The sequence below is a fragment of the uncultured Methanobrevibacter sp. genome (assembly GCF_902764455.1).
In the GTDB taxonomy this organism is placed as follows: domain Archaea; phylum Methanobacteriota; class Methanobacteria; order Methanobacteriales; family Methanobacteriaceae; genus Methanocatella.
Genome location: NZ_CACWVY010000005.1, coordinates 1 through 26,129 on the forward strand (window position 1 = coordinate 1; position 26,129 = coordinate 26,129).

Sequence of the window (26,129 nt, forward strand, 5' to 3'; positions counted from 1 at the left end):
GATATAAGACAAATTGAACAGTATTTTTTCCAAAAGTGCTTTTTGATGGTTTTTTATCATTTTTTCGAACAGGATCTGAATTCAAATAGTTAAATATATTGGTTGTCCTCCAAAATAAGACATGGAAGACTTTTGTTTTTGCTTTTCATATATAAACATTTGTCTTCCAACCTATATAAAGATTATTATGCCCTAATTTTTAAAAATACACCTTAAAAAATATTTAAAATTAGGTTTAGAAAACATATAATTATTTTATTAAGTATTAGATTGATTTAAAAAAAAAATAAAAAATACGGAAATCAACAAATTAAACACCTGATGAAAAACGAACAACAACTACTATTTAAACCTTTTTAAAGAATTTCACTAATTTTATGCAAAAACAAAAGAAAATAAAGAAATTTAAAAAAATTCTGTCAAAGAGCTAACATTTTGACAGTCACTTCCACTTAAGAATGTAGAGATTCAAATAATCTATCTAATTAAATTTTTCAGGAAACTCTAATTTTAATTCACTTAGAAAATCTTCTATCATCACTTCTTTTAAAGACTTATTTTCACAAATGAAATCTACAAAATTGCCCTTTGAATTATTAAATGAAAATTTTTTATAATAGTCAGGAAGATCATCTAAAGTCTGATTTTTCAATTTGGCATATTCCTGGGAATAACCTTCTATTATATCCATCAAATCCCCATTTTCATACCAGATACCCTCATATTTCCTAACATTAATATGAGAAATGCTATCTTTAACACCGTCAAGCTCTTGCTTATTTTGAAAAATCAAATCTTTAGCCATTGCCAACTTCAAATCCTGAACAAATTCATCATCACATTCAGGTTTACATGTATAAATTTCCTGTTGGGATTCAGATAATTTATCAAGATAGTGTTCGTCCCTAAAATAGAATAAGGAATGTTTTACAGGAGGCAATCTTTGAATTTCACCATTTTCATACTTTTCAAACGGATGAATTGCATGCATTACAGTCAATTCCATAAATGACATATTTCCAATATAATTTACCAATTCTGGATATTTCTGCAGAGTCAATCTGTCTATGTCTTCATGAGTTGGAACACATCCTAATTTCTGACCTCTAAAGCAGACATAAAAAGTCCTGTCAGAATCAATGGATTCGAAGTATTTAATAACAGATCTGCATGAATTAAACTCTTTTTCAGTCATTGAATAGAATAAATCCACATAATCCAATACTATATCATGGTCAAGACATATTTCTTTCAAATCCGGAAAAACATGCTTGATGAAATAATAATGTTCAGCAACCATGTCTGGAATTGTACTGATAATCCTAATAGTAATATGGTTCTTACTCATTTTAACAACCTTCACTTAAAATTTAAACATCATCATATAAATACTTAAAGAAAATTGAAAATACTGAAATCAGTACAAGAATAAACAAAACAAAATTAAAAAAAATAAAAAAAGTAGCTATAAATTGTTTATAGCTTCAGTAATTAATTGAATGGTTGATTCAATATCATCCATACTACATACACTTACAGGAGTGTGTATGTAACGAGTAGGAACAGATAAAACACCAGTAGGGATTCCTTCACGAGTTAAATGAATAGCAGTTCCATCGGTTGTTCCACCATCACTTACTTCCAATTGGTAAGGAATGTCATTTTCATCACCGGCCTTAATGAGCATGTCTTTAACTGACTGTTGAGTCAAAATCCCTCTTCCGCTTGCATCAGCTAAAATAATTGCCGGACCTTTTCCTGCTACAACAGGAGCTTCTTCAGGTTTGATTCCTGGGTGGTCACCTGATAATGTAACATCAAGTGCAATAGCCAAATCAGGATTTAACTTGAATGCAGAAGTTTTAGCTCCTTTAAGACCTACTTCTTCCTGAACAGTACCTACACCATAAACGGTTGCCCTTGTGTTGACTCTTTTTAAAACTTCCATCATTACATAACAACCGACACGATTGTCTAGTGCCTTACCCATGATAAAGTTATTAGGATATTCAACAAAGAGTGAATTGAAGGTCATTTTATCTCCAATTCTAACCATTTTTTCTGCATCTTCCTTGTCCTTTGCCCCAATATCAATAAACATGTCGTCAGCTTTAACAACTTTGTTTCTTTCTTCAGGTTTTGTTACATGTGGAGGTTTTGATCCTATTACTCCGACAATCGGTTCACCAACAGAAGAATGAACAGTTACAGTTTGGTTCATTAACATCTGATCATTAATTCCACCAATGTTTGAAAATTTAATAAAACCATTATCATCAATGTATCTTACCATTAATCCTATTTCATCCATATGTGCTGCAAGCATTACAGTAGGAGCCTTTTTTTCACCTTTTTTAGTGGCAATCAAGTTTCCCATACTGTCAGTTTCAATTTTATCAGCAACATCTTTTAATTCACGTGTAATAATTTTAGCTATTTCTTCTTCTGAACCAGAAACACCTGGTGCCAAAGATAGCTCTCTCATTAATTCCATCGTATCACCAAATAATTTTTATTGATTTAATAATATTTAAATAATTTCTATTTTTAGAAAAAAATTATTTCACTAACAATATAATTCATCAAAAAGATTTAAATGAGTTCATATTAAATAATTTTAATAGGGAGATAGTATGTCAAATGTAGAAAAAATATATTTTAGTCCATCATCAACTACAAAAAAAGTAGTTGAACAGATTGCTAACAATTTCAGCCAAAAAAAAGAGACCTATGATTTATTGAATTTTAACTCTGAAAAAGAATTTTCAAATGAAGATATTGCCATTGTGGGCATGCCTGTTTTTGCCGGAAGAATTCCTAAAAGTGCCAGAAAAAGACTGGAAAAAATTAAAGGAAACAATACTCCTGCAATAGCTGTTGCTAATTATGGAAATGCTCATGTAACTGATGCACTGCTGGAACTTGTAGATTTACTGGAAGAAAATAAGTTCAATGTAGTTGCAGCCGCCACAACAGTCAGCCATCATTCAATATTTGATGGCGTTGCAGTAGGAAGGCCTGACAGTGAAGATTTGAAAAAAATAGATGATTTCAGCCAAAAATGCATTGAAAAAATCAAAACAGGTGAAAGTTTAACTTCTGAAATTCCTGGAAATAAACCCTATGTCGACTACAAACAGCTTCCATTTGTTATAAGCTGTGATGATATGACCTGCGCATTTTGTTATGACTGTGTTTCAATCTGTCCTGAAAAAGCAATTCCTGACGATGACCCTGTCACTACTGACCTTGATTTGTGTTCCAGATGCACTGCATGCATTCATATCTGCCCTGAAGATGCAAGGACATTTTCAGGAGAAGCATTTGAAGCCAAAAAACCTGAATTTGAAAAGGCAAACAATCAAAGAAAAGAATGTGAATTTTATTTATAATTTCATTCTTTTTTTAGCCACTGCCCTTACATATTCATTATCATCTGAAAGAGATATTTCTTTTAAAACCTTTTTACTTACTATTTTTTTACATGCAGCTTCACGAACTCTCCATGAATCATCGTTTTTGGCAATTTTTGTTAAGGCTTTCTGATCCCTGATTAAAGAAACCGTTCTGACTGAAATATTTTCAGAAATACCCTGCTCGTAAATCTTAATCAGACATTTTTCAACCTTAATCTTGTTTAAAGCCTTTAATGAAAATTCTTCATCCTCATTTGCAAGGACAATTCTGATTAGAGTTTCCAAATCTGTGATGTTGTCCAGTGTGGATTTTCTAACTTCGTCCAATTTTGCATTCTTTAATATGTCAATGTAGTTTGACTCATCGTTAATGTGCTCCATTGCCTGAGCCGCCACATCTTCATGAGTTGTATTAATTGCAATATATGTAAAATCTTTTTCATCAACTAATGCGGGATTAGAGAGTGCATGATTTCTTACAAACTGATCATCATCATTCAATGCTATGTCAATTAATTCCTGAGTGTTTGAAAGATTTTTAACAGCAATCTGTCTTACAAATCTGTCATCATCATTTTGAATAATTTTTAAAAGCACTTCTTCATCTGTGATTTTTTTGGCAGCTTCACTTCTTACAATTTTATCTGAATCATTTAAGGCCAATTGAGTTAACAATTCCTCATCATCAACCTTGTTGATAATATCCAGACGAACATCAGATTTTTCTGAGTCAAGGGCAATGTTTTTGAGTATGCCCACATTATCTATCTTTGAAAATATTAAAGTTCTGATTTTTGCATTATCCTCATTAACGGCAATCTTTGCAAGTGTCTCTTCATTATTAATCTTTTTGATTGCTGCTATCTTAACCCCTTCATCATTGTCTTCAATAGCCACCTTTTGCAGGATTTCTTCACTTACAAAAGAATCTTTATTTATCGCAGATTTTCTGATGGATGAATCATTTGCCTTAAAGACCAGATCATATAATATTTCGGGACTTTCTATTTTTTCCAGAGACATTCTTCTGTAATTTTTATCAATTGCATTGACGGCTATGTCCTCTAAAGTTTGCTCGTCGACTATCTTTTCAAAAATTTCATCAACGTTCTTGTTTTTCTTTGTGTTGACTACGATTTCATAGATTGACTTGTTGTTCTCGCCTAATCTTTCATAGGCAAAGCTTCTCACATCAAAAAATTTTGAATTTTCAGCCGCATCCCAAAGCAAATCCTCATCCTTGATTTTGTTTGCTGCAATAAGCCTGATAGCCCTGTCCTTTACATTTTTTGCAATATCCAAAGCCACATACTGATCAGTTATACTGTCTGCCGCAACAGCTCTTTGAGTCCTGTCTTTACTGTTAATGGCCATTTCCTTTAAAGCCAACTGTTCAGGATCTATTTCGATATCATCCGGCTTTACGACTTTCTCTTTTTTTGGTTGCTTGTTTTTAAATCTGTCTAAAAATCCCATTTTAATTTACATCCTCATACATTCTCTCTAGAAAACTGGCTAATGAAATTATATCTTGACGATTATGTTCTATTATCGGAACAATCGGTCCAATGTTTTTTTCATTTAAATAGGCATTATAATATCCTGGAATATACTGTCCTGGAACATCCCCTTCTCTTTCAATACCGAAAAGTTCCTTTTCAATAGTCTGCAGCTGACAATTCGGAAGTTGGCTGCCCCAAAGGTTTTTTGCAAAATACATCAAGTCAAGGTGCGGCAGTCTGAAATTGATTTCAAGTCTGTTTGACAGGCACCTGTTTCTTATGTATGGCACATCAAAACTCTTTCCGTTGAATGTTACATGAACGGAATCCTCATCCAGATGTGAGAGGTAAGCTTCAATAACAGCAGGCTCTTCATAAATTTCTCTTAAAAAGTATTGGGAAGAGATTATTTTATCCTTTTTAAGTTCTGCAACACCAATCAATATTATTGGAACATTTGACAGGCCCAATGTTTCGATATCCATGAATTTGAAATTTTCCTTGTCGGTTAAGCTTATTGACCTTATAACGTTGTCCCTGCATTTTTTGCTATATCTGTTTTTATCCAACAGATTTATTATTTCACCAAATGACAAATCATCTATACGACTTGTGAATTTATTTGCACTATCACAATATTTATCATGATTTTTTAGTGATTCTATGGTAGTGTATCCCTTATTTTTAAGATTCTCTTCTGTTTTCAATCCGATTTTTGGAAGTAATTTAAGATTACTGTTTATCTGATTTTTAAAGTCATTGTCATCAATTTTAAAGCTGACCTTTTCTTCATGTGTAATCTTTAATGTATCCCCATAGGAAGTTGAAACAACTTCGCAATTCTCTATATCATCCAATTTTTTACCTTCCCAATCTTTTAAAAGTTTTTGCTTATAATCTTCAAAATAGGATGGAGATAACTTTCTTGCACGCTTTTTAGCATCTTCAGATGGATTTAAAGAAGAAATTGAATTAGAAAGAACTCTTCTCAGATACATTTCATGTTCATCATAGTTTGTCATTCATTATTAACTTTATTAGTCAATTTATATATAACTTTTTTATAAAGTATAATTGAATTTTTATAAATTATAAATAACTTTATATACTATAAAAACATAAATAAAATTGGCTACAATGTAGCCTTAGAGATAGATTAAACAGCCAAATTTTAAAATTCATTTCTCTAAAAGCTTGTAAAAACAAGTTGTTAGGTAGCAAAATTTATATAGCTACCTAACCATCCAATTGATTATTTTTTAAATTATTTTCATATTTTAGAAAAATTTATATGATTTTCAAACTAACTTATTAATAGTAATAATTTAGGTCTAAATATGAAATTAAAATTAGCTATAATTTATGGAATATTAATATGGATAGTAACACTCATTCTATCAAATATAATAACCCCTTTTTTTATATCAAGATTACCCGATATGAATATTATTACTCCAATTATTCTAATAATAGTTACAGGGTTTTTTGGAATCCTATACATAAGAAACATCGATTCAAACGAAGTTATTGAAGGATTTTTAGTAGGAATCATATTCATCATAATTGACATAGTCTTAGATTATATCTTTTTGGATAGCTTTCATGCCAAAAATTTAATTTTCACAGATTATTCATTCCATCTTTCATCCATGATTATACTAACATTATTAATTACTACATTTTTGGGATATTTATCCCAAATGAATATCGATTTAAAATGAGGAGATAAAAAATGATACCAAAATCCCACCCGCGATATGAATCATTATTGCTTAGAGACAAAATAGTTAAAGCTTCCGAAAAAGGATATTTGGCAGACTCAGCAATGATTGCCCATGGAAGAGGAGAGGCTTTTGACTATTTAATTGGAGAAAAAACAATTTACCCTGCAAAAAGAGCAATGTACGTTGCTGTTGCAGCATTACTTTTATCAAATAATCCGGTTATTTCAGTCAATGGAAATGCAAGCGTATTAGCTATTGACGAAATAATTGACCTGGCCAAAGCAGTTGATGCAAAAATTGAAATAAACCTGTTTTACAGGACTGACGAAAGAGTAAGACTTCTTACAAACCTATACAAAGATCACGGATATAAAGATATTCTTGGCTCACTTGATGATGAGATTGAATATCTAAATGATATCAAAAATAATAGAGCAACTGCAAGTAAAACCGGAATATATACAGCAGATACAATATTAATACCTTTAGAAGACGGAGACAGAGCCGAAATTCTTAAAAAAAGCGGTAAAAATACAATTACAATTGATTTGAATCCCCTTTCAAGAACTTCAAAAATGTCTGATGTTTCAATTATGGACAATATTGTAAGAGCAATTCCATTCATGACAAAAATAGCTGAAGATTTAAAAACTCAGGACAAGAATGTTTTGATCGGAATGGTTAATGAATTTGACAATGATGAAAATCTTAAAGAATCTATAGAACATATAAAAAGAGGGTTATAATGCAAGTAATGGGAATATCAGGAATGCCAGGTTCTGGAAAAGCTTTAGTTTCAGAAATGGCAAGTGAAAAAGGCGCAATAATAGTAAGTATGGGAGACATCATACGAGAAGAAGCTAAAAAAAGAGGAGAACCTACCAAGGAAACTGCTGTAAACTTGAGAAAAGAGTTCGGAGAATACATAGTTTCTGAATTAACAATCAAAAAAATTAAAAAGCTCGAAGAAGAGGGTGTTGAAAACCTAATCATAATTGAGGGCATAAGAAGCCATCATGAAGTGGAAATGTTTAAGGAAAACTTCAGCAATTTCTTTATTCTTTCAATATTCGCAAATGCTTCATTACGCTTTGAAAGATTGAAATTAAGAAATAGAGAAGATGATTCACAGGATTATGAAGGATTCCAAAAAAGAGATATGAACGAATTAGGTTTCGGAATCGGAAATGTAATTGCGCTTTCAGATAGACTAATCATCAACGAAAGTGATATTGAAAGCTATAAAGAAAAAATTAATGAATTTTTAGATGAAATGAACCTTTAAAATCATTTATCTTCCAAAACGGCATCTTCAATAATATAAACACCACTATCATGATGCCATTCTTTTCTATCTTTTAAAATTTTCACTTTCTTTTTAAAAATAGGTCCGTCAATAGCTAGTGTTTCGGCTTCGCCTCCTTCAAAAGCTATATCCACATAGTACTTTTCATTAAGTTTTACTAGTTCATCAATAACATCATCATCAATGACCCTTCCAAGCCAGGATTCGTCTAATCCCCAGGCAGCTACACCACTGATAATTATTTTAAATCCTAAAGAAACAATTTCACGCATATACTCCAGTTCATCAACATGCCAATATGGAGAGATGATTTTCAAGCCAACTTCCTGACCCAATTTCTCAATTCGGGATTTTTGATACTGAGAGTAAAGTGCGCCTGTGTATATGCATTCTATTCCCAAATTTTTTAAATCTTGAAATGCATGCTTTAAATCTTCAAGTTCCTCTTCTTTAATTCCATCAGTTTCAACAGACATTATGGGAATATCAAAGGCCTCTGAGAGCAAATCAGTTATATGAATGTTTGGAACATGAAACATATATGATTCGGCATTACGAGATTTCATAGAAAGAAGATATTTCACATCTTCTTTCTCATTTAAAGCATAATATAATGCCATTGTACTATCTTTACCGCCAGAAAACAATACACAAGCATTCATATAAATTTACCTTTTACGCTTATTTCTCATGGACCTATTAAATCTTCTGGAAAATATTCCAAATGATTCATAATAAACTCCAAATATTGCAACAATAACTCCAACTGCTCCAGTAGCTATAACAAAATAAGCATTTGGCAACAGGGTATTGTTGGTTTGATTATAAGTGTTTTGCACAGGACCTTCCATTTTACTTGGCACAACACCATGTTCCATTAAGATATCCCTGAATTTTTCTACTGAAGATGATGAAACTACTAATTCAGCATGTACCTGAGCATATGAAATTGAACCTCCATACACTAATTTGTACCAATCTGAAAATGATTTTAAAGCTTCGTAAGAAGAATAATTATCTTCAAGCTGAATTTGAAGTCTTCCATCTTTGGTTACGTTATAATGTTTATAATGAGAATCTATATTTCCTAAAATATCATTAAAATATTTATATTCCCTGTCATTGAATTTCCATAAAGGAATCGTAACGCCGGTTTCTTTAAATGAAATAAAACCTTCAGTTTTTGACAACTCATCTTTTAACTCATTCATATTTATAGAAGATGATAAATCTAAATATAATGTTTCTTCATTACCAGGTACGTTCTTTTCAATTAAACTTACAGCAGAAGGCAGTTCTTCATAAATTGGCTCTAAAAAGAATGCCCCTCCTATTGCACCTATTAAAAATGCAATTATAAGCACTAAAAGAAGTTCTTTTTTAGGCATATGGTGCCGTATTCTACCTATGGAAAAAACAAATACCATCATTAATATGAATAAAAAAATAAAAACAATTGCTATTAATATATCCATAAATTCACACGCCATTAAAATACTATTTTAATTATTTAAAATTAAATAGTTAAATAACTTTGTATGAAAATTGACTATAATTTATATAATATCATATTTTTTTTACCTACCGGCCACTCAACTACAAATGTATTTTTTCCTTTGTCCAGTTTGATGGAACCTGCTTTTATATTAGACTTTACATTTAATTTTATTACCTTGCTTTGCTTGTCGTTAAGTTTTACTTTTGATGAAATTTGACTGCTTGAAACATCAATCCTTGATTCTTTTTTCGCATCCACAGTTACGGTTTGTTTTGATCCCTCACCTCCACCATAAACCTTCATTATCGCCTGAGAAATTTTCGATAAGTCCGATTTTACATCCAGGGAATTAGTTACATCAAATGTATTGGACATTGATTCATTTAAAAGTGGCATCGTGAATGCAATTAGAATTATCAGCGATACGGCAAATATAATCAAATACTCCAAAGAGACCTGACCCCTATTATCCCCGATCATTTACATCACCAATACAAAATTTTTTGTAATTAGCATCATCAAATCGCCATAGCTCAATGCTATAATCAGCCCGAATAGAATTGCAGGAGTAAAGGGGAATGAAATTTTGATATATAATGAATCTGAAATATATTTTTGAAGACACATTACCTTCAGCAGATTCACATCTTCTTTAGTGAGTCCTCCTGCACTTTTAGATTTGAAATAATATTTATAATCATCATCACCGCTTTTATAAACTTTTAAATTACCGTTTAAATCATTTATAAGTTCAAAAATGTGTTCATCATTAAAGCTGTATCTATTTACAATCATCCCTTCCTTCAAGTCTTTTACTTTGACAGTCTTGTTGAGGGTTGTTTTGATTAGTGTTCTAAGAGCAGGGTAATTGAAAACATTCACCAGCAAATCAACATTATTATTCACCATCTTATTTTTAAACAGCAAGTAAGTTGTGAATATGACAAGAAATGGAAATGACACCAAAATGCTGTTAAAAATCACTGTAAATGCAAATGGATAAATTGACAATAACGGAAAAATATTAAAAATATCACCATTTAATCCAAAAGGTATAGCTGTAGCTATTGAAGTAAATAGTTTTACATCACCCCCTCCCCACATATGCAATTTCCAAAGCAAATAAGATATGACATATGTGATAAGCATTGAAATAAACGAAGCTAAAATGTATTTAACATTACTTGTAATTAATGTTAAAATAAAATTCGACATAAGGCCGAATGCAATCAACAGATAGTTTAACCAGTCGGGAACAAAACCACTCTTAACATCAAATATTGATGCCAAAATAGAAAATAGGATTGTAACTATAATTTGAATTAAAAATACGGTACTAAAATTCATAATTATAGATTAAACAAACTAGAATATTAATTAGATAGAAAACGAACGTGTTAAATTGTTTTTAATTTGTAATATTGTGCAAAAATAGAAAAAAAATTAATTTTTAGAAAACTCATAAATAGCTTCTAAAAATGATTTAAATAAAGGATGAGGCCTATTCGGTCTGGACTTAAATTCCGGATGGAACTGACAACCGATAGCCCAAGGATGATCAGGAAATTCAACAATTTCCACAAGGAAGTCATCAGGACTAACTCCTGAAATTATTAAACCTTTATCCTGCAAATCTTTTCTGAAATCATTGTTGAATTCATATCTGTGTCTGTGACGTTCTTCAATGTCAACTTCACCATATGATTCAAAAGTTTTTGTACCTTCAACAATTTTGCAGTCATATGAACCTAAACGCATAGTTCCGCCCATATTTTTGATTTTCTTTTGTTCTTCCATCATATCAATTACAGGGAATTCCAAATCATCATCAAATTCTGAACTATTAGCATTAGGATATCCGTTTCTTCTTGCAAACTGAGTCACCATAGACTGCATTCCAAGACAGATTCCGAATAACGGCACATTATTTTCAATTGCATAATCGACAGCATCCAATTTGCCTTCAAAACCACGTTCACCGAATCCTCCAGGAATCAAAATACCGTCGAATTCTTTTAATGCATCCTCATCAAGTTCTTCAACATCTGAACTCAAGTATTTGATATTGGCTTTAACACCAATACTTGCAGCTGCATGAAGCAAAGATTCACGGATACTGATGTATGAATCTTCAAGTTCAACATATTTTCCAACAATACCGATGGTTACCTGAGGATCTTTAATTCTTAATGATTCAACTATTTCAGCCCAGTCATCCAATTTGGACGGATTAGCTTCAATATCCAAACCAATTCTATTAACAATCAACTCCCCAATGTTCTTTTCTTCTAAAACCAAAGGCACTTCATAGATTGTACCTGCGTCAGGAGTATTTACAACTGCATTTACATCAACATCACAAAAGTGAGCGACTTTACCGAGCAATGCATCGTCAATGTGTACCTGTGATCTGCACACAATAACATCAGGATTTATACCGACACTTCTCAATTCTTTGGTTGAATGTTGGGTTGGTTTAGTTTTGAATTCTCCAGCTGCATTTAGGTAGGGAATAAATGTAACATGGACAAACATGACGTTTTCACGTCCTTCTTCATTTCTAAGCTGTCTTAAAGCTTCAAGGAAAGGTTGACTTTCAATATCTCCAACAGTACCTCCAAGTTCAACTAAAACCACATCATAATCAGCACTTTCAGAGTTTTCTCTAATCATTTCTTTAATACGGTTGGTAATGTGTGGAATTACTTGTACACATTCGCCTAAGTATCCGCCTTCTCTTTCTTTTGCAATGACTGATTCATAAACTTTACCTGTGGTAATGTTAGCCATACCGTCAAGTTCGACATCTAAAAATCTTTCATAATGACCAAGGTCCAAATCAGTTTCCATACCATCATGAGTCACAAATACTTCACCGTGTTGATATGGATTGAGTGTTCCAGAATCCCAGTTTAAATACGGGTCTATTTTTATAGCTGAAACTTTTAAACCATAAGATCTTAAAATTCTTCCCATAGATGCGGATGTAATACCTTTACCTATGGAACTAACTACCCCACCAGTTATGATAATATATTTTGTCAGAAAAATCCTCTCCATTAATCAATTAAGTATAGTATAATTTTAGTAATTCCTAATATATAAAAATTTAATCCATATATAAAATGAATCTACCTATTGTTTTTCCAGTGATATAATTTATTTGAAATGGCCATTCCGGTTTCATTAAATTGATATTGTCCATCATCCCCATAGCTTGCAAATTGAGATTCGGGAGTAAAAAATCCACATGAATCGCCAGGACCGTCACTGAACTGTCCCTTTCTACAAACCATCCCATGAGATGCTCCGTAAGGACTTACACCCCAATAAGTACAGTTCAAACAAATTTCATCCCCATTATTAACCATTGAATCATAATCAACTTCATTAAATCCGTTGTCGCCGTAATTCTGATTTAAATCAAAATCACTGTAATAATTTACGCATTCACTGCAGTAGTTATTCTCATCCAGCTGAGTGCCGCATTGAGGGCAAAATTTAATGTCACTTAAATCAATGTATTCACAGCAGCTATAACAATAATTATTTTCATCCAATTCTCTTCCACAGTTAGGACAGTTCATTTTTTCACCCATCTAATAAATTCTTTAATATATCTATCGCAAAACTCCCATGTGTGTTCGCCGGGAGCTTCAATAAACTCGGCATCAACATTTCTGGAGTTTAAAAATTCATAAAAATCAACGTTTTTATCATGTAAAAAGTCATCCACCCCGCATGCCATGAAAATATCAGGGATATCCTCAGTGGTTTCAATCAAATGTTTTGGGTCTTTATCAGAGCCTTTCAGTTTATTTAAATCACCAAAAACTGATTCATAGAAATTTCTGGAGCGAAGCACATTATCATCACTGACATAATTAACGATATCATCAGTTATTAATGCGGCCGAAATCATTCCAATTTTAGAAAAATTTTGAGAGTATTTTAAACCGTTCCTGATTGCTCCATAGCCTCCCATTGAAAATCCTGCAATAAATGTGTCTTCACGTTTGTGTGAAAGTGGAAAAATATTTCTGGTGATATCCAGAAGTTCCTGACCGACATATTCCCCGTAATATGCATGAGCATTTGGGTTATCCACATAAAAGCTGTTTTCTCCACAGGGTATGACAACAGCTATGCCGTTATCCTCTGCAAATTTCTGAATGGAAGTGTTTGCAAGAAATATGTCATCGCTTCCATACAATCCGTGAAGCAAATACAGTGTCCTATAAGGTTTGGGCACTATTTCTTCTGCATCCTGCAGGAAATGAATATTGTCTGACGGTAAAATAACGCTGATTGAAGTTCGTCTCTGTAAGCTTTTACATTTAACATCTCCTCTGAATAAAACCATATTACCACCTATGTCCACAAATCAGTGATGAAAAGAGGACTTGCATCTTCCGCCTTTTTAAATCCGCAGGATTCATAAAATCCAATCTCATCATCATATCCCACTACAACAATCCTGAGATAGTCATCATATATTTCTTTAACTTTTGAAACTAATACCTTTCCAATTCCCATGTCCTGATATTCCGGCCTTACCAGAAGATAGTGAACGTATGCAGTCATGATTCCGTCATCCATTGCACAAATCATGCCTACAAGTTTGTCTTTATCCCATGCTGATATTACGGTTTCAAAGTTTCTCATTGCAATCTGCAGTTTTTCTGGAAAATGGCCTGAAGACCACCCTACAGACAAAAACAAATCCTTTAAATCATCTGTTGTAAATTCATGAATTTCCATGTATTCTATTTCACCCATCAAACCACCCTGTATTCGGTCCATTTGTTTGAGAAATATCTGTAAATATAAATTCCTGCCCTCACATACCAGTCGATAAACATTGCTATCCATGTTCCAAACACTCCAATTCCCATCCACTCTGCAATAACATATGACAAGCCTATTCTGCATGCAAACATTACAATTAAACTTATATACATTACTGATTTTGAATCTCCGGCTCCTCTGAATGTTGCAGGTATTGTAAATGAAAAGGGCCAGATTATAATTGCAAAAATACCATGCCATATAATCATTTCAGTTGCCATCGCTGCAGTTTGGGCAGATAAATTATAAATGCCTAAAATCAAAGGCAAGCCTGCAAAAATAATCAGATTGATGACAATATGGGAAATGATTACAATAATCAGGCATTTCTTATTGTAATATCTTGCCTGTTCATAATCATTTGCTCCAACACAATTTGAAATTATGGCAGTCAAACCCAGATTAATTGCAAAACCCGGCAGAACAGAAAATATTCCAATTGCATAACCTACGGAATTTGCAGCAATTGCCATTGTTCCGAATGTTGAAACAATACTTAAAACCAGTACTCTTCCCAATTGAAAAAGCCCGTTTTCAACCCCATAGGGGATTCCAACATTTAGAACTTTCCTGAGTATGTAAAAGTCAAACTTATGTTTAAATGTCTTTTTAATATGCAATTTATAATTTTCATCAACTGCAAAATGCATTATCAAAATTGCGGCAAGAAATCTTGATATTACAGTTGGAATAGCAACGCCTTTAACATCCCAACCCAAATAGTAGATGCAGATTGCATTCCCAATAACATTTAAAACATCACAAATCAGCAGTATCCTCATCGGAAGCCTTGTGTTGTTGGTTGTTCTAAAAATAGCTGCTCCAACATTATAAATAGCTAAAAATGGAATTGACAAAGCTACTATATAAAGGTATACATCAGCATTATGCCATACTTCAGCATCAATCTGGCCAAATAATATTCCAATTAGAAATTGCCTTAAAATGATTACCAATATCATTAAAACTGTAGACAATATTGTGGAAAACCAAACAAGCTGTGTTGCAGAATTCTGTGCATTTTCAATCTGTTTATCACCCAGATATTGTCCGGCCACTACAGCTCCTCCGGTTGCAAGAGCTGAAAAAGAAAAAATAAGTAGTTGAACTAAAAAGTCAACTAGAGAAACTCCTGAAATTGCAGCTTCACCAAGTGATGCCACCATTATAGAATCAGCCAGACCTACAAAGAATTCCAAAGCATATTCAATTAAAAGCGGAATGAACAATGCAAGCAGTGCTCTGTTTGAATATATGTAACCTTCAGGAGTTTTAAAAATATTCATCATCTATCTTATAAAGTTTGTACTTATTTTAGGCTCTACTTCATGTTCAAGCCCTTTTTCACGACCTGCCTCAATACATTTCAGGAAAAATGCCATATTATGTCCTAGCTGTCTCATGGTGCATAATCCTTCTTCATCCTGAAGCACTTCATCAGGAGTGTTTCCATGAACCATATTCCAGTAATAAGAGGTTACTATAGGCATTTGTGATATTCCCATAAACTTGTTGAGCTGATCGAATGTTGCAGTAGTTCCTCCTCTTCTTGCAGAACATACCATTGCGCCAGGTTTAAATGTGAAAGGTTCTGAGTTTGAATAAAATGCTCTTCCTAAAAAGGATGTTATTGCACCGGTTGCTGCAGCATAGTGAACAGGTGAACCAAATATAAATCCGTCAGCTTCATATGCCTTTTTGACAAATTCATTAACTCCGTCCTTTCCAAAGACACATTCGCCTTTTTCACTGCATTTTGAACATGCAGTACAGCTCATCAATGGTTTTGTTCCAATCCAAAATATTTCAGTTTCAATTCCTGCTTCATTTAATGTTTTTTCGACTTCACAAAGTGCTGTATAAGTGCATCCTTTCTTGTGAGGACTTCCATTTAACAATAATACTTTCATTTTAAAACTCTCCAGATAATAATCTTTGAACTAAAAAGTGTCCAGGTTTGGTTTCTAGTGAACCTTTTTTAACCCCTTCCTCATCAAATGATTTGCATTCATCTCCTTCTTTAGCTGAATCATATATTACTAAAGGCACATCGTCACGGGTATGTGTTCCAACACTTATTGGAGTTGGATGGTCTGGTAGTATTGCTGCCCTAAAGTCTTCACCTTCCAAACTGTCAATTATAGGACCTACAATAAATTCATCAATTCTTTCAATAGCTTTGACTTTTTCTTCGGTGTTTTGAGCATGGCCTGCCTCATCAGGAGCTTCAATATGAATCAGTAATAAATCAGTTTCCTTTAATGCTTCAATACCATATTCACCTTTCTGTTTGTAGTCAGTATCAAAGTATCCTGTTGCACCAGGCACGTTAACGATGTTCATTCCTGCGAAGTTTCCGATTCCCTTAAGCAAATCCACACCTGTAATTACAGATGCAGTTATTCCATAAGTCTCTTCAAAGTTAGGCAATTTAGGTGTTACTCCTTGTCCCCACAGCCATACCATATTTGCAGGAATTTCTCTTTTTTGATTAACATCTGCATCTTTAAGATATTCTCTTGACTCAAACATTATCTTTTGAATCATCTCTGCCAGTTCACATTCGCCAAATAAGTTATCAACAAGTTTTTCGCCTGCTATGTCATGAGGAGGCATTGTTTTAATTGAGGATAATATTTCAGCATCTTCAATGCTGTCACATGAATATATGAACAGATGTCTGTAGCTTACACCTGTATAAAATTTGCCTTTAAAATCAGGATATTTCTCATTGAAATATTCATTTAATCCTTTCATTAACTCATCTGCTTCTTCAGTGGAAATGTGACCTGCATTAAAGTCATCCATTTCACCGTTTTCGCTGAATATTGTATTGCATCTGAATATTACATCTTTTGGAGTTGTCGGAATGCCTTCACTGCCCGCTTCAAGAGGTCCACGGCCAGTATAGTAATCTGCAGGATTGTATCCGAAAATACTCATATTGGCAACATCTGAACCCGGAGTATATGCATCAGGAACATTATTTGTAAATCCTCCAAATCCTCCTTTTGCCAATTTATCAATATTTGGTGTATTGGCAACCATTAAAGGAGTTTTTCCATCTAATTCATCAACAGGATAATCACTTGACCCATCAGGGATAAAAATTACATATTTCATACTATCAAATAAAAATAAAAAAATTAATTAATTTTTATTTATTAAAATACTAATTAAATCAGTCAACATCGCAGAAGCAGTTTCGATTGATCCTGCTCCGAGTCCCATTACAGTAACATCTCCGGCTATATCTGTTTCGATTGTAGCCATGTTTAAAGTTCCGCCTACGTCATAGGAGCTTCCTCTTTTAACCAGACGTGGAGACACCCTTAAATTTTCAGGAGATACTTCAGCAATCAATTTTATTAGATAATCATCTTTTTTAGCCAAATCAATAGCCTGTGAGTTAATATCTGAAATACCTTTGACTTCAACATCACTATAAGTTGCATTAATGCCCAATAGGGAATTTGCAAGAATTACGGTTTTACAAGCAGCATCAATACCTTCAACATCCTGTGTAGGGTCTGTTTCGGCTATTCCCAATTCCTGTGACTCTCTGAGGGTTGTTTCATAAGAAGTACCTTCTGTGGTCATTCTTGATAAAATATAATTTGTAGTACCGTTCAGAATACCCTTGATTGATTTGATGTCACATGAGGACAATGTTTGCTTTGTGAAATTGATAATAGGCATTGCTCCTCCGACACTGGCTTCATATTTAAATTCTACACCTGCTTTTTCAGCCGCACCAACAACTTCTTTGAATTTTAGTGCTAAATGTCCTTTGTTTGAGGTAACTACATCCTTTCCTTGTTCAAATGCTTTGAGTGTTAGTGAAAATGCAGGTTCTGCATCAACAATATTGGTAGGAGTTGCTTCAATAAGACAATCATATTCAACAGCATCAAGAACATCTTCACCATTCATCTCAGATCCGAATTCCGGATATGCAGATAATTTTCCTCCATTGTTTTTTGTTTCTACAAGTAATTTTTCATCCAAACCATCAGCAGATATTGCAGATGAAGATGAATCAGCAGCAGCTACAACCTTAACTTCCACTCCTGTTTTATCTTTAATTAAATCTTTTTTCATGGAAATTGCATTAGCCACACCTTGACCTACTGATCCAAATCCCATGATAATGACTTTACATTCATCCATAATAATCACTTAAACTTCATTAATCATCAATAGCTGTTTTTCATCAGCAATTTCTTTAATCTTATCAAATACATATTGTTTTAATCCATAATCAGTTTCAATGTTAATCAATGCAGTGGATTCTTTTTCACCATCCAATTTAATATCAAATCCAACAATAACAACACCTTTCAGTGCATTGATTTTATCCATAGTGTCCCTTAAATCCTTGTCTACAATATGGCCGTATAATATTGTACTGATTAATTCTTTTTTAACAACACCATCCATTTCTATAATGGAAAAACCTAAATCTTCAAATCTTTGAATAACATTGAAGAGATTTTCACGTTCACCTTCTATTGTAATATGAACCGGAACCATTCCCTGTTCGTTTTTTAATTCCCTTTTATGGATAACAGTGACTAAATTTGCACCAAGAGCACCAACCGGTTCCAATACTGAAACTAATTGGCCAGGAATATCCAAAACTTCTAAAACTAAGTCCATTCTCATTTAAATCACTCTTTAATGTGTCCAACCTGCTTTTTTAACTACTAAGTTTCCTTCCTTATCGATACGGGCATTTCTTAATATTTTTTCAGGATTTTTCTCATGAGATTCATCATCACGGGTTAAATTCAAATTGTCTGTGATGTACCAGGTTTCATCTGAATCAGGAATGTCTTCCAAAATTTTTGAAAATTTTTCTATAATATCTTCAGCATCTTTTTCGATTGTCATAAATATTAAACTCCTAATAATTAATAATATATTTATTTTGTTTTTTAATATTAATAAAGTTAAAGTTTTAAAATTAAAAAAATAAAAAAAGGAACAATTTTTTAAAATTATTCCAAAAATCCGGCAAGGTTTGTATCCTTTATGATTTTCTTTCTCAAAATCTTGTCAATGCCTGTTCCGTACTGGGCTGCCTTTTTAGGCCTGTATGCTATTTCATAATCCAAGCCCTCTTCAAAGGCCAATTTTCTTAAAATACTTTTTCTCATATCATCATGCATGGAAACTATCTTTTTATTGTCAGGGATATTCAAAACCAGTTCCACCAATGCCTTATCCAGAAACGGTAATCTCAAATCAATTGAATTAAGCATTGAACATGCATCATCCCTTTCAAGATTAACGTGATACATATTTGATATATCTTCCCTTATATCATAGTTTAATGTTCCGTCAATGAAACTTTGCACATATCTTTTATAGCCTCCAAAGAGTTCATCTGCACCCTGACCTGAAATAGCTACCTTTATGCCGTCTTCTGCTACCATTTTAGTTGCAAAGTAAGTTGTAAGACCAACACCGACCTTCATCAGATTATCATCTCCGATTGCTTTTACAACACTAGGCAGCGCTTTTCGAATCATCTCTTCTGTTAATGTGCAAATCTCCAAATCAAGATTCAGGAATTTTGAAGCGTAAATTGCAGATTCAACATCCTTTGAGCCTTCAACTCCCACGGCATACAATTTAATTTTCAAGGGAATATTTTCAGCCATTTCCTTTAAAAGCAGTGCAAGATATGAACTGTCAAGACCTCCTGAAAATATAACACCGATCTCAGACAAATCACTGACTCTTTTAATAACACTTAACCTTAACATCTTATCTATTTTAATTACATCTCCTTCAAAGACCTTTTCATAAATCGGCTGGATGGGAGATATATCTTCCCAGTTATATAGAATATGTTCCGGCTTTAATGTGTTAATGTCAGCAAATCCCACCTCTTTTAGGGAAAGTTTTGATGATGCAAATCCTTTTAAATCATCATTTTGTGCATAAAATAGTGGTTTAACTCCAAGAGGATCACGTGCAATAGCAAGGTTTTGTGAATCCCAAACGGCAAATGCATAATCACCGTCAAGCAGTCTTATTGCTGATTGAACAGCCTTTAGAAGGTCCAATTTTTGTAAATAAAAATCGATTAAGTATAATACAGCTTCTGTATCAGAGGTGATTTCTGCTTCAACACCAACCTTACTGAGGAAATTTCTGATGGTCTGGAAATTATATATGGTCCCATTGAAAACCAAAACAAGATTATCATTAGCTACAGGCTGTGGTTTTGATATCCTATCATTTTTATCATAAATGGAAAGCAGATTATGACCAAAAGCTATTGAGTATGAGTTTTCATCTTCAAATTCATCCAAATCTATGTTTTCATAAATTTTATCCAAATAAATTCCTGATGAATCCGGACCTCTGTTTTTAGAGGTTTTTAACATTTTTATTATTTCATTTGCTTTAACATTACCTTGTAAACCAACTATTGAACACATAATATCAAAAAATCCCATTTTACTTTTTAGCTGCTTAAATTCATCTTAATTTTTTTATTTCACAATTCTAATTTATCCATCATTGACTGGAAATTTCATCTGTAAACTAATGAAAATAACATTTCATGATAGAAATCATCTTTTATATGAATTTAATCTTAAAAATACTGTTAACTATTATTATATTGGAGAATACATTAAAATATTTTTTTAAAATATGGTGTGAGAACATAATTAAAAATAAGATTTAATAATCATTATTAAATGATTCAATAGTTAAAACTGTCAATTACACCTAATACATTAAAATTAATCCATAGTTTTAAATAATAGTGTCCATTGAGGATTGCCATGAATTAAATCAAAACGGGAATACATGTAATTTAAAACATGGACCCCCTCATCAGTTATCTTAAAATATTTTATTTTCTTATTCTTTTTAACTTTCAGCTCACTGGCAATGAGATTTGAATCTTCAAGCCTATTCAAAATAGGATAAATATTGCTGGGGCTTGATTTTTTCAGGGATCCTTCATCAATCAGTATTTTAAAAAATCCATCCAATTCCTTTAGAATCGCATAACCATGAATCGGACCTTTATATTTTATAATCCATAGAATCAAAAAACGGGACATCCCATTTACATAATGTTTTATTATGGAATTGTTTGTTAGGACTTCCACATAATTCTTTTGAATAGCTGAATTTGAATCTCCCATATTAAACAGTTCCAGAACACCAATTAGAAAAAATAACAATTAATGTTAAACAAAAATTACACAAATTAAATTGATATATTATAAATTATAATTAAAATTATATATAAACTTATATTATAAAATTAAGAATAATTAATTAAATGAGCCAATTTTTAATTAAACAATTCAAATAGACCGATAATAACATTAAAATTATAGAGATTTAAAAAAAAGAAAAAATCAATAATTAAATAGTTAATTTTCAATTATAATCATGTTTGAATATTTAAAACAAAACCATGTTAAATCCAATTAATATTGATTTAAAAAAAGACTCATAATTGATATTTGATTAATATCTTAACAACTTTTCAATTTTTTTTCACAATCATGATTAATCATTAACAATTAATTATTTTAAGTTTTTTAAGAGAATTTTACTAAATTATACAAATTATTTGCCTTTTTCACCAAACAACGAAAGAAACCACATATTTCATAATTTTAATGTGTATATTATAATTTAATAATTTTAAACAGTAATTTAAATATTTTTGAATATATTATAAAATTAATAATATTAACTTATATAGAGCTAAATAAAATATATTGTTAGACCTGACTTTAATTTTTTTAAAGTTTAATTGAATATAGTTAGGTCACAAAAAATAGAGGTTAAAATAAATGTTTAAATTTGATAAAGAACAAACAGTTTTTGACTTCGCCGGAGTCAAAATGGGTGGACAACCTGGAGAATACCCTACAGTTTTAGCTGGAACTATTTTCTACGGCGGTCACAATATTCTTAATGATGAATTAACTGGTGATTTCGATGCCGCAAGAGCCGAACAACTAGTTAATGATATGGCATCAATTTCAGACGTAACAGGTAATCCATATATTGTACAAGTTTTTGGACAAACCGTTGAAGCACTCCCGAAATATATTGAATACATTGGAGAAATCTGTGATGCACCATTCCTTATAGATTCAACATCAGGAGATGCAAGAGTTGCCGGTGCGCAATATGCTGATGAAGTTGGATTAACCGATAGAGCAATTTATAACTCAATTAACATGGCAGCAGATAAATCCGAATTAGAAGCCCTTGCCGAAACAGATCTTACTGCATCCATTATCTTAGGATTCAACCCAATGAATGCTACCATTGAAGGTAAAATGGCAATGTGGGAAGACGGAGATGATGGAGCATATGAAAAAGGTTTACTCGAAGTGGCTGAAGAATGTGGAATTGACCGATTTATGATGGATACTGCAGTAACTCCTTTAGGTCAAGGAGCAGGTATTGCAGCAAGAACTTCATTCGCTGAAAAAGCTAAATGGGGATATCCTGTCGGATCTGGAATACACAATGTACCATCTGCATGGGACTGGTTAAGAGAATACAAAAAAGAAGGAAATAAAACTGCATTTACAGTTTGTGATATTGGTGCGAATATTGTACAGGTAATGTGCGGCGGAGATTTCGTTCTTTTTGGACCTATTGAAAATGCTAAAATTGCATTTCCGGCAGTAGCACAAACAGATATGTTTATATGTGAAGCTGTAAAACCTATGGGGACCGAACCTGTTGATTTCCACCCAATGAATAGATTGTTATAAATTATCAAGGATAACCATTTTCAACCTCAACATCAACTCAAATATTACCCTAATAATATTTGAGAATCTTAACATAAATAAATCAAATCAGCACTGGATATTTTATCCAGTGCTTTAAATTTAATTTTTAAAAAAATAGAAAATATTAAAAAAAAAATTAAAATTTAGTCATCCGCCCATCTTTTTAGTTTTGGAAATACTTCATTCATCATTGCAGAAGCTTCGTTTTTATCGATTTCCGGATGAACTTCAACCATCTTTTCAATGCAGAAATTCATCATTTCATCCATTGTCATATCTGATGTGAATTCTCCATCTTTAAAGCAGTACATACAGTAGTCTTCGTTTTTTGAGCCGTCTGCATTTGTTCCAAAAAGTTCTTCAGTCATAGGCATAGCACATGATTGACAGAATTTCTGATTTTCAAAATCATTCATTGTATCACCGTTAGATATATTTTTATACTCAAATATTTAAATCAATGCAAAGAGCATTTGACAAGTAATATTAAAGTGAAACATCGGTTTTTGTAAAGTAAATATAAGATATTACAATTCCGATTAAGAAAGTAGCTAATATAATGCCATATGAAACTGAAATACTTGATGTGTATTCTGCTATTTTACCTGATGCAAGTAAATAAGGACATATCCAAGGAACAAAAGGTGCCCAGTTTTGGCCATACACCATTAAATTCACCAGGGACAAACCAGCTCCTCCAACCATTGCAGGAACCATGTTTGTAATGAATAATGATATAAACACGAATGGTGAGAATGTTAAAAACAACAACACATTGGCATAAAGAAGCTGTGCAAAGCTATTTAAATACAGATTAATGCTAAATCCTTCAAGACCTGCAGCAAAACCAAATATAAGTGTTGATAAGCTTGTTACACCAGTTAAAATTACAATCCATACTAAAAACATGACATATTTACTTGCTAAAAATTTTGCCCTTGATACGGGGATTGTCAACATTGTCTTTAGAGTATGTTCATTATATTCCCTTCCGAACAGATAAGAAATGATTATGGCAAAGATTAAAACCGCAAACATTGCTGACATATACATATTAACATTAGTGAATAATGCTTCAAAAGTCCGTCCCTCATCAAAGGCAGTGACTGCTATAAACATCAAAAGAGGAGGAAGGACAGCCCCCAATAAACTCAACAAGAATATTCTTGATCTTTTAAGTTTTAAAAATTCCATTTCAATAAAAGTAAACATTAGTACCACCTAATTATTTGAAACAAATCTTGTGAAAAATTCTTCAAGATTCTCTTCACATAGATTTACCTTTTTAACATCAATACCTGCTTTAACAAATAGTGCATTGAACTTGTCTCTCATTTCCAAATGAGTATACAAACGAATTGTATCCCCCTTGACTATAAAATCTTCATTTTGCTTAAGTTCCAATTCTTTAAATATACATAGAGCCAAGTGAATATCTGATACTTCAAATTCTACAAATTTGTTCAATCGATTGTATAATTCCTCCTTTGAAATTTCATCAATTAAAACGCCTCCATCCATAAAACCAATTACATCAGCAATATTTTCTATTTCACTTAAAATATGGCTTGAAATTAAGATGGTTATTCCGAATTCATGGGATAATCTCTTAAACAATGTTCTTATTTCCTTAATTCCAAATGGATCAAGACCATTTATTGGTTCATCCAAAATCAGCAGTTCAGGACTGTGCATAATAGCTGCAGCTATTCCCAGACGCTGTTTCATGCCTAGTGAAAAATCCTTGAATTTTTTAGATTTGTCTTTATCCAAATTAACCATGTGAAGAACTGAATTTATGTTATATGGGTCAAAATCCCCTCTTATTTTGGCGATTATCTTCAGGTTTTCATATGCAGTCAGGTTTTCATAAAAACCTGGAGTTTCAATAATAGAACCGATGCTTGAATAAACATTTGAATGTTTTTTAGGGTTCTTTCCAAAGAGAAATATCTCTCCACTGCTTGGATATGTGAGATTTAAAAGCATGCACATGGTTGTGGTTTTTCCAGCTCCATTTTTTCCTAAAAGCCCGTAAATCTTTCCTTTCTCAACATGCATATTAACTGAATTTACAACCTTATTTTTAGAATATATTTTTGACAATTGATTTGTTTCGATAACATAGTCTACCATAAAAAAAACTCCCTAAATTTACTAAAAAAAAGAAAAAATAGAATGTGTTAAAACATTCCGACTATTTAATTGATTCTCTATATATCGATCCGCAGACCCTATTGAAAAATAAGCTCATATATGAATCTATAAATAATCCTTGAATTATTGCAATGACAAATGATATGACTACTGCCTGATTGTTGATAACAGCAGCAAATCCTACAGTTATAAAGCTCATTACAAAGCTTACGGCAACTGAAATAATCATCATTACAATGATTGTAAATAGCATTATTCCAATATATTTTCCCCATCCTAGATTAGAAATATTGCCAGTAATTTCGCTAAAGTCAAATGCCTTTTTAAGACTATCATGAGCAATCATGTTGTTTAATGCCATAATCATAATAAAATAGGCGGCTATAAACAGTAACATTGAAATTAATGATACAGCTATGAATGCGGATGGATCACCTAATGTCATTCCCACAACAAATACAAGAACTGGAATTATACTGTATGCCAGAGTCACAATGAAATATTTGACTCCTCTAATTAACATTCCCAATATGTCAGCGAATCCTGGAAGATCTGATTTTTTGTCTATTGAGAACTTCACTACATCATATTGATATCCCCATATGAACAGGAAAACGATTAAACTGAGGAGGGATAATCCCGCAACAATATAAATGTCGCCTGCCGGCAATTGTGAAAATGGTATATGTGAAGCAGTAGTGTTAGTTTTTTCGGCAATATGGACAGATGTTCTGAAAATATCAAATGACTTAATGCCAATATATGTTGACAATGCACTCAATAGCGCAAATAAAACACCAAAACCTAAAAATTTTTTAATGTCATTGAAAGGATATTTCAACCCTTCAACGACACAATCTGTTATGCTTGCCACTTCAGTCAC

29 protein-coding genes are annotated in these 26,129 nt (G+C 32.4%); 5 read left to right on the plus strand and 24 right to left on the minus strand.

Features of this window, described 5'->3' with window-relative positions; all coding sequences use genetic code 11:
- Nucleotides 1–481: 481 nt before the first annotated feature.
- Nucleotides 482–1,348, minus strand: a complete 867-nt coding sequence (locus tag QZU75_RS01940; RefSeq protein WP_296881270.1) for a hypothetical protein — start codon at nucleotides 1,346–1,348, stop codon at nucleotides 482–484.
- Between the two features lie 117 nt (nucleotides 1,349–1,465).
- Nucleotides 1,466–2,494, minus strand: coding sequence for a M42 family metallopeptidase (locus tag QZU75_RS01945; RefSeq protein WP_296881271.1), 1,029 nt, complete (start codon nucleotides 2,492–2,494; stop codon nucleotides 1,466–1,468).
- Nucleotides 2,495–2,633: 139 nt separating this feature from the next.
- Here QZU75_RS01945 and QZU75_RS01950 point away from each other — a divergent pair, with 139 nt between their 5' ends.
- Nucleotides 2,634–3,392 carry a ferredoxin gene (locus QZU75_RS01950; protein ID WP_296881272.1) on the plus strand — a complete coding sequence of 253 codons (759 nt, stop codon included), beginning with the start codon at nucleotides 2,634–2,636 and terminating at the stop codon, nucleotides 3,390–3,392.
- Here the strand turns inward: QZU75_RS01950 and QZU75_RS01955 are convergent.
- On the minus strand, nucleotides 3,387–4,892 hold the full coding sequence (locus QZU75_RS01955) for a HEAT repeat domain-containing protein (RefSeq protein WP_296881273.1): 1,506 nt from the start codon (nucleotides 4,890–4,892) through the stop codon (nucleotides 3,387–3,389). The genes QZU75_RS01950 and QZU75_RS01955 overlap by 6 nt on opposite strands.
- A gap of 1 nt (nucleotide 4,893) precedes the next feature.
- Nucleotides 4,894–5,940: a ribonuclease H-like domain-containing protein gene (locus QZU75_RS01960; protein ID WP_296881274.1), complete on the minus strand. Its 1,047-nt coding sequence runs from the start codon at nucleotides 5,938–5,940 to the stop codon at nucleotides 4,894–4,896.
- Between the two features lie 315 nt (nucleotides 5,941–6,255).
- On the opposite strand from QZU75_RS01960, the gene QZU75_RS01965 reads away from it, so the two are divergent.
- Genes QZU75_RS01965 through QZU75_RS01975 form a run of 3 tightly spaced genes read left to right on the plus strand, consistent with a single transcriptional unit; the run spans nucleotide 6,256 to nucleotide 7,927 of the window.
- A complete protein-coding gene (locus QZU75_RS01965; protein ID WP_296881275.1) occupies nucleotides 6,256–6,639 on the plus strand; it encodes a hypothetical protein in 384 nt (127 codons plus the stop codon).
- 11 nt (nucleotides 6,640–6,650) lie between these two features.
- Complete coding sequence (locus QZU75_RS01970; RefSeq protein WP_296881276.1) at nucleotides 6,651–7,388, plus strand: phosphopantothenate/pantothenate synthetase; 738 nt, start codon at nucleotides 6,651–6,653, stop codon at nucleotides 7,386–7,388.
- The gene (locus QZU75_RS01975) at nucleotides 7,388–7,927 is read left to right on the plus strand and encodes an AAA family ATPase (protein WP_296881277.1); all 540 of its coding nucleotides are present in this window, start codon (nucleotides 7,388–7,390) and stop codon (nucleotides 7,925–7,927) included. The genes QZU75_RS01970 and QZU75_RS01975 overlap by 1 nt, the downstream gene beginning before the upstream one ends.
- A 2-nt stretch (nucleotides 7,928–7,929) precedes the next feature.
- Here QZU75_RS01975 and QZU75_RS01980 read toward each other — a convergent pair whose 3' ends face one another.
- The 16 genes from QZU75_RS01980 to QZU75_RS02055 all read right to left on the minus strand — a co-directional run bounded on the left by QZU75_RS01980 (nucleotide 7,930) and on the right by QZU75_RS02055 (nucleotide 21,466).
- Entirely contained in the window at nucleotides 7,930–8,610 is a 681-nt protein-coding gene (locus tag QZU75_RS01980; RefSeq protein WP_296881278.1) for a TIGR00289 family protein, read from the minus strand.
- A gap of 6 nt (nucleotides 8,611–8,616) precedes the next feature.
- Nucleotides 8,617–9,336 (minus strand): hypothetical protein, encoded by a 720-nt coding sequence (locus QZU75_RS01985; RefSeq protein WP_296881279.1) that lies wholly within the window; start codon nucleotides 9,334–9,336, stop codon nucleotides 8,617–8,619.
- Between the two features lie 161 nt (nucleotides 9,337–9,497).
- Nucleotides 9,498–9,926: a class III signal peptide-containing protein gene (locus QZU75_RS01990; RefSeq protein WP_296881280.1), complete on the minus strand. Its 429-nt coding sequence runs from the start codon at nucleotides 9,924–9,926 to the stop codon at nucleotides 9,498–9,500.
- Nucleotides 9,927–10,793 carry a prepilin peptidase gene (locus QZU75_RS01995; RefSeq protein ID WP_296881281.1) on the minus strand — a complete coding sequence of 289 codons (867 nt, stop codon included), beginning with the start codon at nucleotides 10,791–10,793 and terminating at the stop codon, nucleotides 9,927–9,929.
- Between the two features lie 96 nt (nucleotides 10,794–10,889).
- Complete coding sequence (locus tag QZU75_RS02000; RefSeq protein WP_296881282.1) at nucleotides 10,890–12,506, minus strand: CTP synthase; 1,617 nt, start codon at nucleotides 12,504–12,506, stop codon at nucleotides 10,890–10,892.
- A 71-nt stretch (nucleotides 12,507–12,577) separates the two neighbouring features.
- Nucleotides 12,578–13,033, minus strand: coding sequence for a hypothetical protein (locus tag QZU75_RS02005; RefSeq protein WP_296881283.1), 456 nt, complete (start codon nucleotides 13,031–13,033; stop codon nucleotides 12,578–12,580).
- Entirely contained in the window at nucleotides 13,030–13,809 is a 780-nt protein-coding gene (locus QZU75_RS02010) for an alpha/beta hydrolase family protein (RefSeq protein ID WP_296881284.1), read from the minus strand. The genes QZU75_RS02005 and QZU75_RS02010 overlap by 4 nt, the downstream gene beginning before the upstream one ends.
- Before the next feature lie 8 nt (nucleotides 13,810–13,817).
- Nucleotides 13,818–14,225 carry a GNAT family N-acetyltransferase gene (locus QZU75_RS02015; protein WP_296881285.1) on the minus strand — a complete coding sequence of 136 codons (408 nt, stop codon included), beginning with the start codon at nucleotides 14,223–14,225 and terminating at the stop codon, nucleotides 13,818–13,820.
- Nucleotides 14,225–15,583: an MATE family efflux transporter gene (locus tag QZU75_RS02020; protein WP_363139631.1), complete on the minus strand. Its 1,359-nt coding sequence runs from the start codon at nucleotides 15,581–15,583 to the stop codon at nucleotides 14,225–14,227. Before QZU75_RS02020 ends, QZU75_RS02015 begins: the two co-directional genes overlap by 1 nt.
- A complete protein-coding gene (locus QZU75_RS02025; protein ID WP_296881287.1) occupies nucleotides 15,584–16,204 on the minus strand; it encodes a flavodoxin family protein in 621 nt (206 codons plus the stop codon). It abuts the gene before it with no gap.
- A 1-nt stretch (nucleotide 16,205) separates the two neighbouring features.
- On the minus strand, nucleotides 16,206–17,417 hold the full coding sequence (locus QZU75_RS02030; RefSeq protein WP_296881288.1) for a cofactor-independent phosphoglycerate mutase: 1,212 nt from the start codon (nucleotides 17,415–17,417) through the stop codon (nucleotides 16,206–16,208).
- A gap of 27 nt (nucleotides 17,418–17,444) precedes the next feature.
- Nucleotides 17,445–18,464: a homoserine dehydrogenase gene (locus QZU75_RS02035; protein ID WP_296881289.1), complete on the minus strand. Its 1,020-nt coding sequence runs from the start codon at nucleotides 18,462–18,464 to the stop codon at nucleotides 17,445–17,447.
- Between the two features lie 9 nt (nucleotides 18,465–18,473).
- Complete coding sequence (locus QZU75_RS02040) at nucleotides 18,474–18,959, minus strand: amino acid-binding protein (RefSeq protein ID WP_296881290.1); 486 nt, start codon at nucleotides 18,957–18,959, stop codon at nucleotides 18,474–18,476.
- A 12-nt stretch (nucleotides 18,960–18,971) separates the two neighbouring features.
- Nucleotides 18,972–19,187 (minus strand): Asp-tRNA(Asn) amidotransferase subunit GatC, encoded by a 216-nt coding sequence (gene gatC, locus QZU75_RS02045; RefSeq protein WP_296881291.1) that lies wholly within the window; start codon nucleotides 19,185–19,187, stop codon nucleotides 18,972–18,974.
- A 107-nt stretch (nucleotides 19,188–19,294) separates the two neighbouring features.
- Nucleotides 19,295–20,746 carry an asparagine synthase-related protein gene (locus QZU75_RS02050; RefSeq protein WP_296881292.1) on the minus strand — a complete coding sequence of 484 codons (1,452 nt, stop codon included), beginning with the start codon at nucleotides 20,744–20,746 and terminating at the stop codon, nucleotides 19,295–19,297.
- 309 nt (nucleotides 20,747–21,055) lie between these two features.
- Nucleotides 21,056–21,466, minus strand: a complete 411-nt coding sequence (locus QZU75_RS02055) for a PadR family transcriptional regulator (protein ID WP_296881293.1) — start codon at nucleotides 21,464–21,466, stop codon at nucleotides 21,056–21,058.
- A 663-nt stretch (nucleotides 21,467–22,129) separates the two neighbouring features.
- On the opposite strand from QZU75_RS02055, the gene mtrH reads away from it, so the two are divergent.
- The gene (gene mtrH / locus QZU75_RS02060; RefSeq protein ID WP_296881294.1) at nucleotides 22,130–23,068 is read left to right on the plus strand and encodes a tetrahydromethanopterin S-methyltransferase subunit H; all 939 of its coding nucleotides are present in this window, start codon (nucleotides 22,130–22,132) and stop codon (nucleotides 23,066–23,068) included.
- Nucleotides 23,069–23,232: 164 nt separating this feature from the next.
- Here the strand turns inward: mtrH and QZU75_RS02065 are convergent, their stop codons facing one another.
- The 4 genes from QZU75_RS02065 to QZU75_RS02080 form a co-directional block, all read right to left on the minus strand.
- Nucleotides 23,233–23,505, minus strand: coding sequence for a zinc ribbon domain-containing protein (locus QZU75_RS02065; protein WP_296881295.1), 273 nt, complete (start codon nucleotides 23,503–23,505; stop codon nucleotides 23,233–23,235).
- A 70-nt stretch (nucleotides 23,506–23,575) separates the two neighbouring features.
- Nucleotides 23,576–24,301 (minus strand): ABC transporter permease, encoded by a 726-nt coding sequence (locus QZU75_RS02070; protein ID WP_296881296.1) that lies wholly within the window; start codon nucleotides 24,299–24,301, stop codon nucleotides 23,576–23,578.
- Between the two features lie 9 nt (nucleotides 24,302–24,310).
- A complete protein-coding gene (locus tag QZU75_RS02075; RefSeq protein ID WP_296881297.1) occupies nucleotides 24,311–25,225 on the minus strand; it encodes an ATP-binding cassette domain-containing protein in 915 nt (304 codons plus the stop codon).
- Nucleotides 25,226–25,286: 61 nt separating this feature from the next.
- Nucleotides 25,287–26,120 (minus strand): DUF4013 domain-containing protein, encoded by an 834-nt coding sequence (locus tag QZU75_RS02080; RefSeq protein ID WP_296881298.1) that lies wholly within the window; start codon nucleotides 26,118–26,120, stop codon nucleotides 25,287–25,289.
- Between the last annotated feature and the right edge of the window lie 9 nt (nucleotides 26,121–26,129).

Excerpts from the sequence above, each read along its gene's own strand:
- QZU75_RS01940 (WP_296881270.1), bottom strand. The coding sequence starts at position 1,348 with ATGAGTAAGAACCATATTACTATTAGGATTATCAGTACAATTCCAGAC.
- QZU75_RS01945 (WP_296881271.1), bottom strand. The coding sequence starts at position 2,494 with ATGGAATTAATGAGAGAGCTATCTTTGGCACCAGGTGTTTCTGGTTCA.
- QZU75_RS01950 (WP_296881272.1), top strand. The coding sequence starts at position 2,634 with ATGTCAAATGTAGAAAAAATATATTTTAGTCCATCATCAACTACAAAA.
- QZU75_RS01955 (WP_296881273.1), bottom strand. The coding sequence starts at position 4,892 with ATGGGATTTTTAGACAGATTTAAAAACAAGCAACCAAAAAAAGAGAAA.
- QZU75_RS01960 (WP_296881274.1), bottom strand. The coding sequence starts at position 5,940 with ATGACAAACTATGATGAACATGAAATGTATCTGAGAAGAGTTCTTTCT.
- QZU75_RS01965 (WP_296881275.1), top strand. The coding sequence starts at position 6,256 with ATGAAATTAAAATTAGCTATAATTTATGGAATATTAATATGGATAGTA.
- QZU75_RS01970 (WP_296881276.1), top strand. The coding sequence starts at position 6,651 with ATGATACCAAAATCCCACCCGCGATATGAATCATTATTGCTTAGAGAC.
- QZU75_RS01975 (WP_296881277.1), top strand. The coding sequence starts at position 7,388 with ATGCAAGTAATGGGAATATCAGGAATGCCAGGTTCTGGAAAAGCTTTA.
- QZU75_RS01980 (WP_296881278.1), bottom strand. The coding sequence starts at position 8,610 with ATGAATGCTTGTGTATTGTTTTCTGGCGGTAAAGATAGTACAATGGCA.
- QZU75_RS01985 (WP_296881279.1), bottom strand. The coding sequence starts at position 9,336 with ATGCCTAAAAAAGAACTTCTTTTAGTGCTTATAATTGCATTTTTAATA.
- QZU75_RS01990 (WP_296881280.1), bottom strand. The coding sequence starts at position 9,926 with ATGATCGGGGATAATAGGGGTCAGGTCTCTTTGGAGTATTTGATTATA.
- QZU75_RS01995 (WP_296881281.1), bottom strand. The coding sequence starts at position 10,793 with ATGAATTTTAGTACCGTATTTTTAATTCAAATTATAGTTACAATCCTA.
- QZU75_RS02000 (WP_296881282.1), bottom strand. The coding sequence starts at position 12,506 with ATGGAGAGGATTTTTCTGACAAAATATATTATCATAACTGGTGGGGTA.
- QZU75_RS02005 (WP_296881283.1), bottom strand. The coding sequence starts at position 13,033 with ATGAACTGTCCTAACTGTGGAAGAGAATTGGATGAAAATAATTATTGT.
- QZU75_RS02010 (WP_296881284.1), bottom strand. The coding sequence starts at position 13,809 with ATGGTTTTATTCAGAGGAGATGTTAAATGTAAAAGCTTACAGAGACGA.
- QZU75_RS02015 (WP_296881285.1), bottom strand. The coding sequence starts at position 14,225 with ATGGGTGAAATAGAATACATGGAAATTCATGAATTTACAACAGATGAT.
- QZU75_RS02020 (WP_363139631.1), bottom strand. The coding sequence starts at position 15,583 with ATGATGAATATTTTTAAAACTCCTGAAGGTTACATATATTCAAACAGA.
- QZU75_RS02025 (WP_296881287.1), bottom strand. The coding sequence starts at position 16,204 with ATGAAAGTATTATTGTTAAATGGAAGTCCTCACAAGAAAGGATGCACT.
- QZU75_RS02030 (WP_296881288.1), bottom strand. The coding sequence starts at position 17,417 with ATGAAATATGTAATTTTTATCCCTGATGGGTCAAGTGATTATCCTGTT.
- QZU75_RS02035 (WP_296881289.1), bottom strand. The coding sequence starts at position 18,464 with ATGGATGAATGTAAAGTCATTATCATGGGATTTGGATCAGTAGGTCAA.
- QZU75_RS02040 (WP_296881290.1), bottom strand. The coding sequence starts at position 18,959 with ATGAGAATGGACTTAGTTTTAGAAGTTTTGGATATTCCTGGCCAATTA.
- gatC (WP_296881291.1), bottom strand. The coding sequence starts at position 19,187 with ATGACAATCGAAAAAGATGCTGAAGATATTATAGAAAAATTTTCAAAA.
- QZU75_RS02050 (WP_296881292.1), bottom strand. The coding sequence starts at position 20,746 with ATGTGTTCAATAGTTGGTTTACAAGGTAATGTTAAAGCAAATGAAATA.
- QZU75_RS02055 (WP_296881293.1), bottom strand. The coding sequence starts at position 21,466 with ATGGGAGATTCAAATTCAGCTATTCAAAAGAATTATGTGGAAGTCCTA.
- mtrH (WP_296881294.1), top strand. The coding sequence starts at position 22,130 with ATGTTTAAATTTGATAAAGAACAAACAGTTTTTGACTTCGCCGGAGTC.
- QZU75_RS02065 (WP_296881295.1), bottom strand. The coding sequence starts at position 23,505 with ATGAATGATTTTGAAAATCAGAAATTCTGTCAATCATGTGCTATGCCT.
- QZU75_RS02070 (WP_296881296.1), bottom strand. The coding sequence starts at position 24,301 with ATGTTTACTTTTATTGAAATGGAATTTTTAAAACTTAAAAGATCAAGA.
- QZU75_RS02075 (WP_296881297.1), bottom strand. The coding sequence starts at position 25,225 with ATGGTAGACTATGTTATCGAAACAAATCAATTGTCAAAAATATATTCT.